Annotated in this window: 10 protein-coding genes; 5 read left to right on the top strand and 5 right to left on the bottom strand. The window is 60.3% G+C overall.

Translation table 11 applies throughout. The features are described 5' to 3' along the window. The first annotated feature begins 114 nt into the window (after positions 1-114). The 5 genes from rbfA (at position 115) to C9990_RS04275 (ending at position 5,076) form a co-directional block, all read left to right on the top strand. Entirely contained in the window at positions 115-510 is a 396-nt protein-coding gene (rbfA, locus tag C9990_RS04255; RefSeq protein ID WP_016973761.1) for a 30S ribosome-binding factor RbfA, read from the top strand. A 3-nt stretch (positions 511-513) separates the two neighbouring features. Continuing rightward, positions 514-1,431, top strand: coding sequence for a tRNA pseudouridine(55) synthase TruB (gene truB / locus C9990_RS04260; protein WP_034117853.1), 918 nt, complete (start codon positions 514-516; stop codon positions 1,429-1,431). 159 nt (positions 1,432-1,590) lie between these two features. Next, positions 1,591-1,860, top strand: coding sequence for a 30S ribosomal protein S15 (gene rpsO, locus C9990_RS04265; RefSeq protein WP_003176135.1), 270 nt, complete (start codon positions 1,591-1,593; stop codon positions 1,858-1,860). A 194-nt stretch (positions 1,861-2,054) separates the two neighbouring features. Further along, positions 2,055-4,160, top strand: coding sequence for a polyribonucleotide nucleotidyltransferase (gene pnp, locus C9990_RS04270; RefSeq protein WP_017528788.1), 2,106 nt, complete (start codon positions 2,055-2,057; stop codon positions 4,158-4,160). 295 nt (positions 4,161-4,455) lie between these two features. Next, the gene (locus tag C9990_RS04275; RefSeq protein ID WP_065910272.1) at positions 4,456-5,076 is read left to right on the top strand and encodes a BON domain-containing protein; all 621 of its coding nucleotides are present in this window, start codon (positions 4,456-4,458) and stop codon (positions 5,074-5,076) included. A 248-nt stretch (positions 5,077-5,324) separates the two neighbouring features. On the opposite strand, the gene C9990_RS04280 is transcribed toward C9990_RS04275, so the two are convergent. The 5 genes from C9990_RS04280 to pgi all read right to left on the bottom strand — a co-directional run bounded on the left by C9990_RS04280 (position 5,325) and on the right by pgi (position 14,059). Continuing rightward, entirely contained in the window at positions 5,325-8,255 is a 2,931-nt protein-coding gene (locus C9990_RS04280; protein WP_106802606.1) for a DUF748 domain-containing protein, read from the bottom strand. 87 nt (positions 8,256-8,342) lie between these two features. Next, positions 8,343-9,359 carry a class I SAM-dependent rRNA methyltransferase gene (locus tag C9990_RS04285; protein ID WP_065910276.1) on the bottom strand — a complete coding sequence of 339 codons (1,017 nt, stop codon included), beginning with the start codon at positions 9,357-9,359 and terminating at the stop codon, positions 8,343-8,345. 57 nt (positions 9,360-9,416) lie between these two features. Continuing rightward, positions 9,417-10,286 (bottom strand): oxygenase MpaB family protein, encoded by an 870-nt coding sequence (locus tag C9990_RS04290; RefSeq protein ID WP_106802607.1) that lies wholly within the window; start codon positions 10,284-10,286, stop codon positions 9,417-9,419. Between the two features lie 6 nt (positions 10,287-10,292). Beyond that, on the bottom strand, positions 10,293-12,230 hold the full coding sequence (gene acs / locus C9990_RS04295) for an acetate--CoA ligase (RefSeq protein WP_106802608.1): 1,938 nt from the start codon (positions 12,228-12,230) through the stop codon (positions 10,293-10,295). A gap of 164 nt (positions 12,231-12,394) precedes the next feature. Continuing rightward, complete coding sequence (gene pgi, locus C9990_RS04300; protein WP_065910282.1) at positions 12,395-14,059, bottom strand: glucose-6-phosphate isomerase; 1,665 nt, start codon at positions 14,057-14,059, stop codon at positions 12,395-12,397. Positions 14,060-14,099 lie beyond the last annotated feature (40 nt).

Consider the following 14,099-nt stretch of genomic DNA (forward strand, 5'->3'; position numbering starts at 1 on the left):
CCGCGCAGTGTCCGGACTCTAAACGCAACGCCCGGTCTGGCTTTTGTCAGGCCGGGCGTTTGCCGCTTTCAGACCCCACGGGTTTCACCGTGTGGCAGTAACAGGTAACAAGACATGGCAAAAGAATACAGCCGTACCCAGCGTATCGGCGATCAGATGCAGCGTGAGCTGGCCCAACTGATCCGTCGCGAAGTCAAAGACCCACGCGTTGGCCTGGTCACCATCACCGCTGTTGAAGTGAGCCGTGACGTTGGTCACGCGAAGATTTTCATCACCGTGATGGGCCAGGACAGCAGCGAAGAAATCGCGCAAAGCATCAAGGTGCTCAACTCGGCTGCAGGTTTCCTGCGCATGCAGTTGGCCCGTGAGATGAAGCTGCGCAGCGTGCCCCAGTTGCACTTCCACTACGACGAAAGCGTCGTGCGTGGTGCGCACCTGTCGGCACTCATCGAGCGCGCCGTGGCTGAAGACAGCCAGCACCCGTCCACACCTGAAGACGCCAAGGAGTAAGCGGTGGCTCAGGTCAAACGTATTCGTCGCAATGTCAGCGGCATCATTCTGCTCGACAAACCCATTGGCTTTACCTCCAATGCTGCGTTGCAGAAGGTTCGCTGGCTGCTCAATGCCGAGAAGGCCGGGCATACCGGCAGCCTCGATCCCCTGGCCACCGGTGTATTGCCGTTGTGCTTTGGCGAGGCCACCAAGTTCTCGCAATACCTGCTCGATTCCGACAAGGGTTATGAAACCCTGATGCAACTGGGCAAGACCACCACCACGGCTGACGCCGAAGGTGATGTTCTGCAGGTTCGCGACGTGACCGTTGGTCGTGCTGATATCGAGGCTGCTTTACCCGCTTTTCGTGGAGAAATCAGTCAGATACCGCCGATGTACTCGGCTCTCAAGCGCGATGGGCAGCCTCTTTACAAGCTGGCACGTGCGGGCGAAGTAGTGGAGCGCGAACCGCGTTCTGTTACTATTGCGCGCTTGGAATTGCTCGCCTGTGAAGGTGACACTGCGCGCCTGGCCGTGGACTGCAGCAAAGGCACCTATATCCGTACCCTGGTGGAAGATATCGGTGAAAAGCTCGGTTGCGGCGCGTACGTTGCAGAGCTGCGACGTACCCAGGCCGGACCTTTCAGCCTGGCCCAGACGGTGACGCTGGAAGAGTTGGAGGCGGTGCACGCCGAAGGCGGCAATGAAGCGGTGGATCGCTTCCTGATGCCATCGGACAGCGGTTTGCTGGATTGGCCATTGCTGCACTTCTCGGAGCACAGCGCGTTCTACTGGCTCAACGGCCAGCCGGTACGTGCCCCGGATGCCCCGAAGTTCGGCATGGTGCGGGTACAGGATCATAACGGTCGCTTTATCGGTATCGGTGAAGTGAGCGAAGACGGGCGCATCGCGCCGCGTCGACTGATTCGGTCAGAATGACCGGAACCAGTTTGTGGTAAAAGCGCAGTAGATTTTACGCAAACTGGAACGAGGGTGGCTGTTAACAGGCACGGTCACTACTCATTTTTAGATACAGGGATTTGTCCCTGGCCTGTTGAGACTGCCCTTTGGGTGGTTTCCTGAAAAAAGGATTGCCTCATGGCTCTCGACGTTCAAGAAAAAGCACAAATCGTAGCTGACTATCAGCAAGCTGTTGGTGACACTGGTTCGCCAGAAGTGCAAGTTGCACTGCTGACCCACAACATCAACAAGCTGCAAGGTCACTTCAAGGCCAACGGTAAAGATCACCACTCCCGTCGTGGTCTGATCCGCATGGTAAACCAGCGCCGTAAGCTGCTGGACTACCTGAAAGGCAAGGATCTGGGTCGTTATCAGGCTCTGATCGGTCGCCTGGGTCTGCGTCGCTAATAAGCGATTGCGCTAGAGGTTGGTTGTCTGCCGTGTGTCAGTGGGATTCCCGCTGGCCCATGGCAGGCTCCCAGCCTCAAGTTTTATCTGGACACACGTTTTACCCTGGACAGCGGTCGGGCCGACTCCCGGCATTGCCCAAGAATTTCGCAAGAAGACAAGTTCCCCAAGAGCCACAAAGAAGGTAGGACACCGTGAACCCGGTTATCAAAAAATTCCAGTTCGGTCAGTCGACCGTTACCCTCGAGACAGGCCGTATCGCCCGTCAAGCCTCCGGCGCAGTGCTGGTCACCGTTGACGATGACGTCACCGTACTGGTGACCGTAGTCGGCGCGAAGACCGCTGACCCGAGCAAGGGCTTCTTCCCTCTGTCCGTTCACTACCAGGAAAAGACTTACGCTGCCGGTAAGATCCCTGGCGGTTTCTTCAAGCGCGAAGGCCGTCCTTCCGAGAAAGAAACCCTGACTTCCCGACTGATCGACCGTCCGATCCGTCCGCTGTTCCCAGAAGGCTTCATGAACGAAGTGCAGGTTGTCTGCACCGTCGTTTCCACCAGCAAGAAAACCGATCCGGACATCGCTGCGATGATCGGTACTTCGGCTGCCCTGGCCATCTCCGGCATTCCTTTCGATGGTCCGATCGGCGCAGCCCGCGTTGCTTTCCACGAGAGCACCGGTTACCTGCTGAACCCGACTTACGAGCAACTGAAAGCATCGAGCCTGGACATGGTCGTTGCCGGTACCTCGGAAGCCGTTCTGATGGTTGAATCGGAAGCCAAAGAGCTGACCGAAGACCAGATGCTGGGCGCCGTGCTGTTCGCCCACGACGAATTCCAGGCTGTCATCAAGGCTGTCACCGAGCTGGCTGCCGAAGCTGCCAAGCCGACCTGGACCTGGGCTGCTGCCCCGGAAGCCACCGAACTGCTGGGCGCTATCCGCTCCGAGTTCGGCGCTGCTATCTCCGACGCCTACACCATCACCGTCAAGGCCGACCGTTACGCTCGCCTGGGCGAGCTGAAGGATCAGGTTGTGGCCAAGTTGTCCGGCGAAGAAGGCCAGCCTTCCGCCAGCGACGTCAAAGCTGCATTCGGTGAAATCGAATACCGCACCGTTCGCGAAAACATCGTAAACGGCAAGCCACGTATCGACGGTCGCGACACGCGCACCGTGCGTCCGCTGAATATCGAAGTCGGCGTTCTGCCGAAGACTCACGGTTCGGCCCTGTTCACCCGTGGTGAAACCCAGGCCCTGGTAGTCGCGACTCTGGGTACTGCCCGTGACGCACAGCTGCTGGACACCCTGGAAGGCGAGAAAAAAGACCCGTTCATGCTGCACTACAACTTCCCTCCGTTCTCGGTGGGCGAGTGTGGTCGCATGGGTGGCGCTGGTCGCCGCGAAATCGGTCACGGCCGTCTGGCCCGTCGTTCGGTCCAGGCCATGCTGCCGGCGGCTGACGTGTTCCCGTACACCATCCGTGTTGTCTCGGAAATCACCGAGTCCAACGGTTCCAGCTCGATGGCTTCCGTGTGCGGTGCTTCCCTGGCACTGATGGACGCTGGTGTGCCGATGAAGGCACCGGTTGCCGGTATCGCCATGGGCCTGGTTAAAGAAGGCGAGAAGTTCGCCATCCTGACCGACATCCTGGGTGACGAAGACCACCTGGGCGACATGGACTTCAAAGTAGCCGGTACCGCCAAAGGTGTGACCGCGCTGCAGATGGACATCAAGATCAAGGGCATCACCGAAGAGATCATGGAAATCGCTCTGGGCCAAGCCCTGGAAGCGCGCCTGAACATCCTCGGCCAGATGAACCAGATCATTGGTCAGTCGCGTACCGAGCTGTCCGAAAATGCTCCGACCATGATCGCGATGAAAATCGACACCGACAAAATCCGTGATGTCATCGGTAAAGGCGGCGCGACCATCCGTGCGATCTGCGAAGAGACCAAGGCTTCGATCGACATCGAAGACGACGGCTCGATCAAGATCTTTGGCGAAACCAAGGAAGCGGCTGAAGCAGCACGTCAGCGCGTTCTGGGCATCACCGCTGAAGCCGAGATCGGCAAGATCTACGTCGGCAAGGTTGAGCGCATCGTCGACTTCGGCGCATTCGTCAACATCCTGCCTGGCAAGGACGGTCTGGTTCACATCTCCATGCTGAGCGATGCTCGCGTCGAGAAAGTGACCGACATCCTGAAAGAAGGCCAGGAAGTGGAAGTGCTGGTACTGGACGTGGACAACCGCGGCCGTATCAAGCTGTCCATCAAGGACGTAGCAGCAGCCAAGGCTTCGGGCGTTTAAATACCCGCAGGCTTTAAGCTGGAAAAAGGACCCTTCGGGGTCCTTTTTTTATGTCCGTGAGAAAATGCCGGTAAATCAGGTGCTTAGTAAATCGAAAAAACCGCAACTTGCATGCAGCATCGGTCAGGTTCATGCAAGTTGCACGATTCCGAAAAAAGCGTGTTTTCTTAACATATTGTTTTATAAGGATTTATTTGGATATCGAGACTTGGCACACTGTCTGCAATATCCCTGTTAACGCTGCAGCATCAAGGTTCACACACTGCAGACTTTTAATAAAACAGGAGTTACTCGTATGAAGAAGTTCGCTCTCGCTACTGCTACCGCTCTGACCCTGGCCATGGGTGCTAACGTGGCCTTTGCCCAGACTTCCCAAGCTCCAATGACCATGGCGGCGGGTGAAGCCACCAAGGCAAAAGAAAGCGTTTCGGATACTTGGATCACCACCAAAGTTAAGTCTGATCTGCTGACCGAAAAAGGCATTCCTGGTTCGGACATCAAGGTTGAAACCAACAAAGGTGTGGTTTCCCTTTCGTCGACCGTAGCAATTTCGGATTCGCAGAAAGCGACCGCTGTAGCAATCACCAAGAAAATCAAAGGCGTAACTGCAGTTTCTGCTGATGGCCTGCTGGCTGGCGGCGCTACCAAGGCAGACAACGTCGATAAAACCAAAAGCGCAGCTGCAGGTGCCAAAGAGTCCACCTCGGACACTTGGATCACCACCAAAGTGAAAGCTGACCTGGTAACCGAGAAAGGCATTCCTGGTACCGACATCAAAGTCGAAACCAATAAGGGTGTAGTTTCCCTGTCCTCTTCGGTCGCTGTGACTGAAGCACAGAAAACTACCGCGGTGAACATCACCAAGAAAATCAAAGGCGTTAAAGCTGTATCGGCCGATGGCCTGAAAGCAGAGTAACGCTTACCCATTCGTCTGAACTAGGCGAAGGCGGCAACGAGTGAGCTAGATATCCACTCAATGCACCTCACGAGTTCATGCGACCGACCACAAGGATGTGGTCATTACAGGCCCCGGCATTCGTGTCGGGGCCTGTTCTATTGTGGGTCGAAATAAAATCTTAGTGCGAAAGCGGTCAGATGTGGGAGCGGGCTTGCCCGCGAATTCGGTGTGTCAGCCCATAGTGACTGACGCACCGCCTTCGCAGGCTACTCGGCATCCAGGTGCATTGGCGTCACCACCCGGCCATCCTTCTCGGCCTGGCCCAGGTTGGCATCGATGAAGTACACCCGGTCATCTTCCAACTGCCCTTTGTCCACCAGGTAATCCTTGATGGTACTCGCGCGATCCTGGCCGAGCTGGCGCAGCAGCACATCACTGCTGCTCCAGAACTTGATTACACCGTCTTTCAACTTGGCCGTGCGGTCGTCGCGGCTGAGGTCTTTCCACTCGGCTGGCGGCTGCTGCTTCAGGCGCGTGCGGTAGATGCCTTCCAACAGCGGGGCCTTCTCGCTTTCCGGAACCACCAACAGCGATGCCTGGGCCGGGACCTTGTCGCCGCGGCGCTGGAGCATCTTGTAGTAGTTGTATTGGTATTCACGCTCCAGGCGCTGGGAGGCAAGGAACGGGCCGTCGCTGCTGGCCGCGGCCGTGCCTTCGATTTCCAGGCGCAGGGTAGGGCGTTCCTTGAGTGCCTTGGCCAGTGTATTCAGTGCACCTTCGGCGTCTTTGCTCAATTCGCTGGAGCCGGCGGCGAAGGACACATTGCCCAGGTCCTCCGAGCCTCCCCCGGTGATCAGCCCACCGATGAATTTGAACGGCGCCGTCGCCGCGCGTACCACCAGGTTTCGCAGGGTCTGCCAGACGATCGGCATCACGCTGAATTGCGGGTTGTTCAAGTCGCCGGTGACCGGCAGTTCGATCGAGATCTTGCCGTCGCTGTCCTTGAGCAACGCGATGGCCAGGCGAATCGGCAGGTCCACGGCATCGGCGCTGTCGACTTTCTCACCCAACTGCAGTTGCTCGACCACCACCTTGTTTTCGGCCTTCAGTTGGCCTTTGGTGATCACGTAGTGCAAGTCGAGGTTGAGACGGCCCTTGCGGATACGGAAGCCGGCGAACTTGCCCGAGTAAGGCGTCAGGGTGGTCAGCTCGACACGTTTGAAGCTGGTGGCGATATCCAGCGCCGCCATCGGATCAAACGGGTTTACGCTGCCTTTGATGGTGACGGGAGCGTAACGGTCGACCTTGCCCTTGATGTCGACGCTGGCCGGTTTGGCCTGGCGGCTGTCGATGGTGCCGATCTGCCCGTTGAGTTGTTGAATCGCCGTGGCGAAGTTGGGCGTGAGGCTGAAGTCGGCGAAGTTGGCCGAGCCGTCGTTGATCGCGATTTGCCCGACATGAATGCCCAGGGGTTTGTCTTTGCTGGCCGGTTTTGCCGCTGACTTGGCGCCACTGTTGGCCGGCTGTGGAATCAGCAGGTCATCCACGTTGGTGGTGCGGTCATCGTTGATCATGAACCGTGCATACGGTTGCAGCAGGTTGACCTTGTCAATCGACAGGCTCTCACCGTGCTGGTAGTTCACGCCTTCCAGCACCAGGCGCTGCCACTTCACGAAGTCGCGGGTCTTCAGGGTGTCGAGGGTGTGCAACTGGTCGACTTGCGCCCGGCCCGTTACCTGGAGCTTCAGCGGATCGGCGCTCTTGAGGTTGACGTCCAGATTGCTGCCGAGCATGCCGCTACGCAGTTCCAGGCGAATAAACGGGCTGATATAGGACTGCGCCACCCGAAGGTCGATGTCCTGGGTATTCACTTTCAGCTTGGCGCTGATCGGGTTGAGGTTGACCTCCCCGGTTGCCTGGATCTTGCCCTGCTTGCCCAGGCCGGAGTCGACCTTCAAGGTGAAGGGGCTCTGGTTGAGGCTGTCGAAGTTTTGCATGTCGACGTTCAACGGGCCCAGTTCAAGCGCGACGGCGGGTTTGACCTGGCGGTCGGCCAGGTGCACTTGATAGTTGCGCAACTGCACATCCTTGAGCAGCACTTGCCAGGGTTTGCTCGGCGCGGCGGGTTCGGGTTTCGGTGAGTCGGCGGTGGCCGGTGCCGTGGCAGGCTCAGGCGCCTTGGCCGGTTTGCTCGGTTGGCTGGCGAACAGTTTCTGCCAGTCCAGTTGGCCGTCGGCTTCACGGGCGGCCCAGGTTTCCAGTTTGTTGCTGCGGATCTTGCCGATGACGACCTGCTGCTTGGCCAGGTCAACCGTGGTCTCACTGACGTCCAGGCGCTCCAGGCGCACCAGCGGGCGACCATCCGGCGCGTTGATGGCAAACGGCGCGACGCTCGCTGCGGTGTTAGTCAGGTTCAGCTCGGTCTCTTTGGCCAGGCTGAATCGGTAGTCGGTACTGAAGTTGAGTACGCCGTCTTCGAGCACCAGTGGCAAGGCGTCGCGCACATAAGGCCACCAGGCTTTCATCTTGCCGTCGGTAACCTTCAGGGTCCCTTCGGAAATGATCGGCACCAGGCTGAAATTGCCTTTCCAGTCGATCCGCCCACCTTCAGGGCCGGCGGCCACCAAGGTCATGTCGGCGTTGTCTTCGGGCATGGTGCTGAGGTTCTTCAGTTCGAAGTCGAGCGTGTCGTAGAGAAATTCGATAGGTTCGCTGGGGCGCAGGTCCTGAAAGTGCACATAGCCGCCCGCCAGCTTGATGCTGTCGATACGCAATGGAAACGGCTTGGCATTTGGATCGGCCGGGCTAGGCTCGCTGGGCGGCAGCTTGAACAGCTGCGCCAGGTTCAACTGGCCGGACTTGTCGAACAGCAGTTCGGTCTTGGGCTTGTCCAATTGCACATCGGCCAGGTGCAGCGCGCGAGTCCACAGGCTATCGATCTGCAGGTTGGCGTAGAGACGCTCGAAACCCACTTGCTCCTTGCCCGGCTCGCCGATTTTCAGGCCCCATGCCGTCACTTCCAGGCTGAACGGGTTGAGCTCGATGCGCTCGATCCGGGCCGGCACCGTGGCGTAATGGGCCAGTTGTTGGTTGGCAATGCGAAGGGCGATGCCCGGCAGAATCAGAAAGCCCAGCAAGCTGTACAGGGCAAGGGCGGTCAACAGGGCGCCAGCGGCGCGAATCAATCCTTTGGGCATGGGTGACGCCATCTATGTCGAACAAGAGTGCCTTGGAGTATGGCACGGGATTTCGGTTCCGAAGTACGCGGCTTCTTGGGAAAAGTACTACAGCTGCAGGATCAGGGTCTTCAACGGCGGCTGTTGGTCTTGCGAGGGAAAGTCCGCGCCAGGTGTCATGATCTGCCAGTCGCGTACCGGCCGCCCGGCTTTCTCGGCGCAGCGCAGCACCTGGTCGCGCCAGTCGTCCATGCTGACTTTTGCGAGGTTGTTGCAGCAGATCAGCACGCCGTTGTCGGCGGTGGCGAGCAGCGCCGGCTTGAGCAGGCTCTGGTAGTCGCGCAGCAGGTCGACAGTGCCGAATGCGCTCTTGGCCCAGGCCGGTGGGTCGAGCAATACCAGGTCATATTGACGTGGCTCCAGGCGCGGGTAACTCGGCAGCTTCTGCCCACGACGTTGGGTAATCGGCAAGCCGGCCAACTGGCGAATCGCAGGGAAATAATCCGACTGCACAAACTCCATGGTCGGCAATTGCGGGTTGAGCAGGCCGTTCTCACGGCCGACCGCCAGATTGCCTTCGGCGAAGTCCAGGTTGCACACCTCGCGGGCGCCGCCGGCTGCGGCACTCAAGCCGACGCCACAGGTGTAGGCAAACAGGTTCAGCACGCTTTTGCCCGCGCTGTGCGCCTTGACCCAGCCGCGCGTGTTGCGCAGGTCGAGGAACAGCAACGGGTCCTGCCCGGCATGCCGCCCGCGCACGCGGTAATTGAGACCCCACTCGTGGCCGATCATGTCTTCCAGCGCAGCCGGTTCGGCGCGGTACACCGTGTCTTCGCGGTCGATTCGCGAGTTGCCCCGGGAGCGGTCGTTGTACACCAGCAGCAGTTCCAGGCCCAGGTGCTGGTTGATCTGTTGATGCAGCGCCAGCAGGTCGCTGGTTTCCAGGCTCTGGTGGAAGCTCTGCACCAGCAGTTGCGGGCCGTAGCGGTCGACGGTCAGGCCGCCGGCGCCTTCCTGGCTGCCATGGAACAGCCGATAGCAATCGGTGCCCTGGGCATGCAGCTCGTTGATCAGGTCTTGGCGTTGATCGAGGGCGGCGCGCAGCGCCTGATTCAAGGAAGACATGGAGCGCGCCTTGCTGGGGAAATGAGGGCGCGGAGTTTAACAGCTATGCGCCACGGCCTACATCAACCCCATCCGCCGATGGGCGCGTTGCACCGAACCATTGCGCATCGCCCAACGCAGCAACGGCGCACTGCGCTTGACCCCGGCGCGGATCATCTGGCGCTGCAGCGGGCTCTGCTGTTGGTCGAGCATGGCGCTGGCCCAGTCCGGCAGCAGATCAATGCCGGCCTGCATCATCAAGGCACCGAAAGGCTTGGCCAGGTGACTGGGCGCAGGCGCATTGAGCAGCAGGCGCAGCACTTCATGGCTGCGCTCGTCGCACAGCAGTTGAGGACGAATACGCGCCATGTAATCCGCCACTTCCTGCCGCGAGCGAGGCACATGCCGCGCGCCCAGTCGCTCGGCGACCAAGGCAATTTCGCTGTAGTAACGGTCCTGATCCCGGCCCGACAGGTGCGGGTTGCGATAGCGCAGGTGGGCCGCGAGGAAATTGCTCACCTCGGCCACGTGCACCCAGGTCAGCAGCTCCGGATCGCTGGCGGCATAAGGTCGCCCGTCCGGCGCATGGCCGACCACCTGCAGGTGAATGGTGCGGACTTTTTCGATCAGCCATTCGGCATCCTTGCGCGAGCCGAAGGTGGTCCCGGAGATGAACTGCGAAGTCCGCCGCAGCCGCCCGAGCATGTCCTGGCGGAAGTTCGAGTGATCCCACACGCCCGCCAGGGCCAGCGGGTGCAAGGCTTGCAGCATCAAGGCGCTGATACCGCCGATCAGCATGCTGCTGAAGTCGCCATGCACCTGCCAACTGACCGAGTCCGGCCCGAACAGGCCGGGGTCGCCCTTGGGGTTTTCCAGGTCCAGCTGGCCCAGTGACAAGCCCGTCAGGCTCATCAACTGGGTTTCGATACGGCTGCGCAGAAATTCCATGGTGTCCTATCGGTTCAGGCGTTTGTCGATCAGGCCGTCGACCACACTCGGATCGGCCAGGGTGGAAGTATCACCGAGGCTGTCGAGTTCGTTACAGGCGATCTTGCGCAGGATCCTGCGCATGATCTTGCCCGAGCGAGTCTTCGGCAAAGCGGGCGCCCATTGGATCAGTTCCGGCTTGGCAAAGCTGCCAATTTCCTTGCTGACCAGCTCCAGCAGGTGCTTTTTCAATGTGTCATCGGGCTCGACGCCATTCATCGGGGTGACGAACGCATAAATGCCCTGGCCCTTGACGTCATGGGGGTAGCCGACCACGGCCGCTTCGGCCACCTGGTCATGCAGCACCAGGGCGCTCTCCACTTCGGCGGTGCCGATACGGTGGCCGGACACGTTGATCACATCGTCGATGCGCCCGGTGATCCAGTAATCGCCGTCTTCGTCGCGCCGGGCGCCGTCACCGGTGAAATAGTAGCCGGGGTAGGGTTTGAAGTAGGTGTCGATCATTCGCTGCGGATCGCCATACACACTGCGGATCTGCCCCGGCCAACTGGCCTTGATCGCCAGCACGCCGCTGCCGGCGCCGCTGATCACTTTGCCGTGCTCATCCAGCAGCACGGGCTGTACGCCAAACATCGGCTGGGTCGCACAACCCGGCTTGATCCGCCGGGCGCTGACCAGCGGGCTGAGCATGATGCCGCCGGTTTCGGTCTGCCACCAGGTATCGACAATCGGGCAGCGCTGTTCGCCGACCGCGTTGAAATACCAGTCCCACGCCTCCGGGTTGATCGGCTCACCGACACTGCCCAGCAGGCGCAGGCTGGCGCGGGAGGTGCTCTGCAAAGGGCCATGGCCTTCACGCATCAAGGCGCGCAGGGCGGTGGGCGCCGTGTAGAAGATGTTGACCTGGTGCTTGTCGATCACCTGCCAGAAGCGCGAGCTGTCCGGGTAGCTCGGTACGCCCTCGAACATCAGCGAGGTGGCGCCATTGGCCAGCGGGCCATACACGATATAGCTGTGGCCGGTGACCCAGCCGACATCGGCGGTGCACCAGAACACCTCGCCATCGCGGTAATCGAGCACGTATTTGAAGGTCATCGCCGCCTGCAGCAGGTAGCCGCCGGTGGTGTGCAGCACGCCCTTGGGCTTGCCGGTGCTGCCGGAGGTGTAGAGGATGAACAGCGGGTCTTCGGCGTCCATGGGCTCGGGTGGGCAATCGTCGCTCGCGGCTTCCAGGGATTGCCGATACTTCAGGTCGCGGCCTTCGCTCCAGTTCACAGTCGCGCCGGTGCGCTCGACCACCAGCACTGTACTGACGTCCGGGCAACTGGCCAGGGCCTTGTCGACATTTTGTTTCAGTGCCACCGGCTTGCCGCCGCGCACGCCCTCATCGGCGGTGATCACGGTGCGGCAGTCGGCATCGAGGATGCGGTCGCGCAAGGCATCCGGCGAGAAACCCCCAAACACCACCGAGTGCACTGCACCAATGCGCGTGCAGGCGAGCATGGCGTAGGCCGCCTCCGGGATCATCGGCATGTAGATACACACCCGGTCACCTTTCTTCACGCCACGGCTTTTCAGCACGTTGGCGAGGCGACAGACGTTTTGGTGCAGTTGGCGGTAGGTGATTTTGGACGCGTTGGTCGGATCATCGCCTTCCCAGATGAAGGCCGGCTGATCGGCGCGTTGCGCCAGGTGACGGTCAATGCAGTTGTAGCTGACGTTCAGTGTGCCGCCGGCGAACCACTGGGCGGCGCCGGTGTGGATGTCCGACTGCTGGACGGTGTGCCACGGAGTTATCCAGTCGAGAAAGGCCATGGCCTGTTCAGCCCAGAAAGTATCCGGCTGGTCGATGGATTGGCGATAGAGGCGCTGATAGTCCTCTTGGCTGAGTTGCGCAGCCCGGCGGACGGCATCGGCGGTGGGGAATTGGCTGAGGTCGAACATGAGCGGTCCTTATTCTTGTTTTAGGGACAAGAGGGGAGCCGTGCGACCCTCGTAGGCGCTAGCCTGCCGGCGATGGCGTCCTGAAGATCGCTATCGCTGGCAAGCCCGCTCCTACACAGGGTGTGCTCCCGCAGGTTCAGACCGTAAGTGTAGTGCCGATCCCTTTAACCGCGGTGACGACCGCGGAAGTAGTTGATCAGGCCCTGGGTCGAAGCATCCTCGGCGGAGGTTTCTTCGGCGCCGGTCAGGCGGTTGTAGACGCCCTTGCCCAGTTCCTTGCCCAGCTCCACGCCCCATTGGTCGAAGGCGTTGATGCCCCAGATCACGCTCTGCACGAACACCTTGTGCTCATACATCGCCACCAGCGCGCCCAGGCGGCGCGGGCTGATCCGTTCGACCACAAGGGTGTTGCTCGGGCGGTTGCCCGGGATCACCTTGTGCGGCGCCAGCTTCTGCACTTCGGCTTCCGGCAGGCCTTTGTCGCGCAGTTCGGCTTCGGCTTCGCTGCGGGTCTTGCCGAGCATCAGCGCCTGGCTCTGGGACAGGCAGTTGGCGTACAGCCACTGATGGTGATCGGACACCGGGTTGAAGCTGACAATCGGCACGATGAAGTCGGCCGGGATCAGTTGGGTCCCCTGGTGCAGCAACTGGTGGTACGCGTGCTGACCGTTGCAGCCGACGCCGCCCCAGATCACCGGGCCGGTATCGGTGGACACCGGCGTGCCATCCTGGCGCACGCTCTTGCCGTTGGATTCCATGTCCAGCTGTTGCAAATGCTTGGTGATGTTACGCAGGTAGTGGTCGTACGGCAGGATCGCATGGCTCTGCGCGCCCCAGAAGTTGCCGTACCACACGCCCAGCAGGCCCAGCAGCACCGGCATGTTCGACTCGAACGGGGCATTCTGGAAGTGCTGGTCCATGGTGTAGGCACCGGACAGCAGCTCCTTGAAGTTGGACATGCCGATGGCCAGGGCGATGGGCAGGCCGATGGCCGACCACAGCGAGTAACGACCGCCGACCCAGTCCCACATCGGGAAGATGTTTTCTTCGCGAATACCGAAGGCCACCGCTGCCGCGTTGTTGCTCGATACGGCGATGAAATGGCGATACAGCTCGGCTTCCGAGCCACCCTGGGCCAGGTACCAGGCGCGGGCGGCCTGGGCATTCTTCAGGGTTTCGAGGGTGTTGAAGGACTTCGACGAGACGATAAACAGCGTGGTCTCGGCGCGCAGCTTCATGGTCAGTTCGTGGAACTCACTGCCGTCGATATTCGCCAGGTAGTGGCAGCGCACGCCTTTATGGGCGTAGGACAACAGCGCTTCGGAGACCAACTCCGGGCCGAGGAACGAGCCACCGATACCGATGTTCACCACGTCGGTGATCGGCTTCTCGGTGTAGCCACGCCACAGGCCGTCGTGGATGCGGCCGACCAGGTCAGTGATCTGGTTCAGCACCTTGTGCACGTCCGGCATGATGTTCACGCCGTTGACCGACAGCTTGTCGCCCACCGGGCGGCGCAGTGCGGTGTGCAGGGCCGGGCGGCCTTCGGAGGAGTTGACTGGCTCGCCGGCGTACAGGGCGTCGATCGCGCCTTTGAGATTCACTTCCTTGGCCAGGCCCACCAGCAGGTCGCGGGTTTCGCTGGTGATCAGGTTTTTCGAGTAATCGAGGAAAAGTCCGCAGCTGCTCAAGGTGAACTGGGAAAAACGCTGGGGATCGGCAGTGAACGCTTCGCGCATGCTGAAATCCTGCATGGCTTGGCGATGTTGATTGAGCGCTTGCCAGGCGGGCAGAGCGGTAACGTCATGAGGAGTGCGGTAGTACGCCATCGCTGCGGGTTTCCTTTTATTACGGGGACTGCCTTTAGGA

Origin of the sequence: Pseudomonas sp. S5D5, assembly GCF_003013355.1 — a bacterium.
Classification (GTDB): Bacteria; Pseudomonadota; Gammaproteobacteria; order Pseudomonadales; family Pseudomonadaceae; genus Aquipseudomonas; species Aquipseudomonas aylmerensis.

Excerpts from the sequence above, each read along its gene's own strand:
- C9990_RS04285 (WP_065910276.1), bottom strand. The coding sequence starts at position 9,359 with ATGTCTTCCTTGAATCAGGCGCTGCGCGCCGCCCTCGATCAACGCCAA.
- pgi (WP_065910282.1), bottom strand. The coding sequence starts at position 14,059 with ATGGCGTACTACCGCACTCCTCATGACGTTACCGCTCTGCCCGCCTGG.
- C9990_RS04290 (WP_106802607.1), bottom strand. The coding sequence starts at position 10,286 with ATGGAATTTCTGCGCAGCCGTATCGAAACCCAGTTGATGAGCCTGACG.
- rpsO (WP_003176135.1), top strand. The coding sequence starts at position 1,591 with ATGGCTCTCGACGTTCAAGAAAAAGCACAAATCGTAGCTGACTATCAG.
- acs (WP_106802608.1), bottom strand. The coding sequence starts at position 12,230 with ATGTTCGACCTCAGCCAATTCCCCACCGCCGATGCCGTCCGCCGGGCT.
- rbfA (WP_016973761.1), top strand. The coding sequence starts at position 115 with ATGGCAAAAGAATACAGCCGTACCCAGCGTATCGGCGATCAGATGCAG.
- C9990_RS04275 (WP_065910272.1), top strand. The coding sequence starts at position 4,456 with ATGAAGAAGTTCGCTCTCGCTACTGCTACCGCTCTGACCCTGGCCATG.
- C9990_RS04280 (WP_106802606.1), bottom strand. The coding sequence starts at position 8,255 with ATGCCCAAAGGATTGATTCGCGCCGCTGGCGCCCTGTTGACCGCCCTT.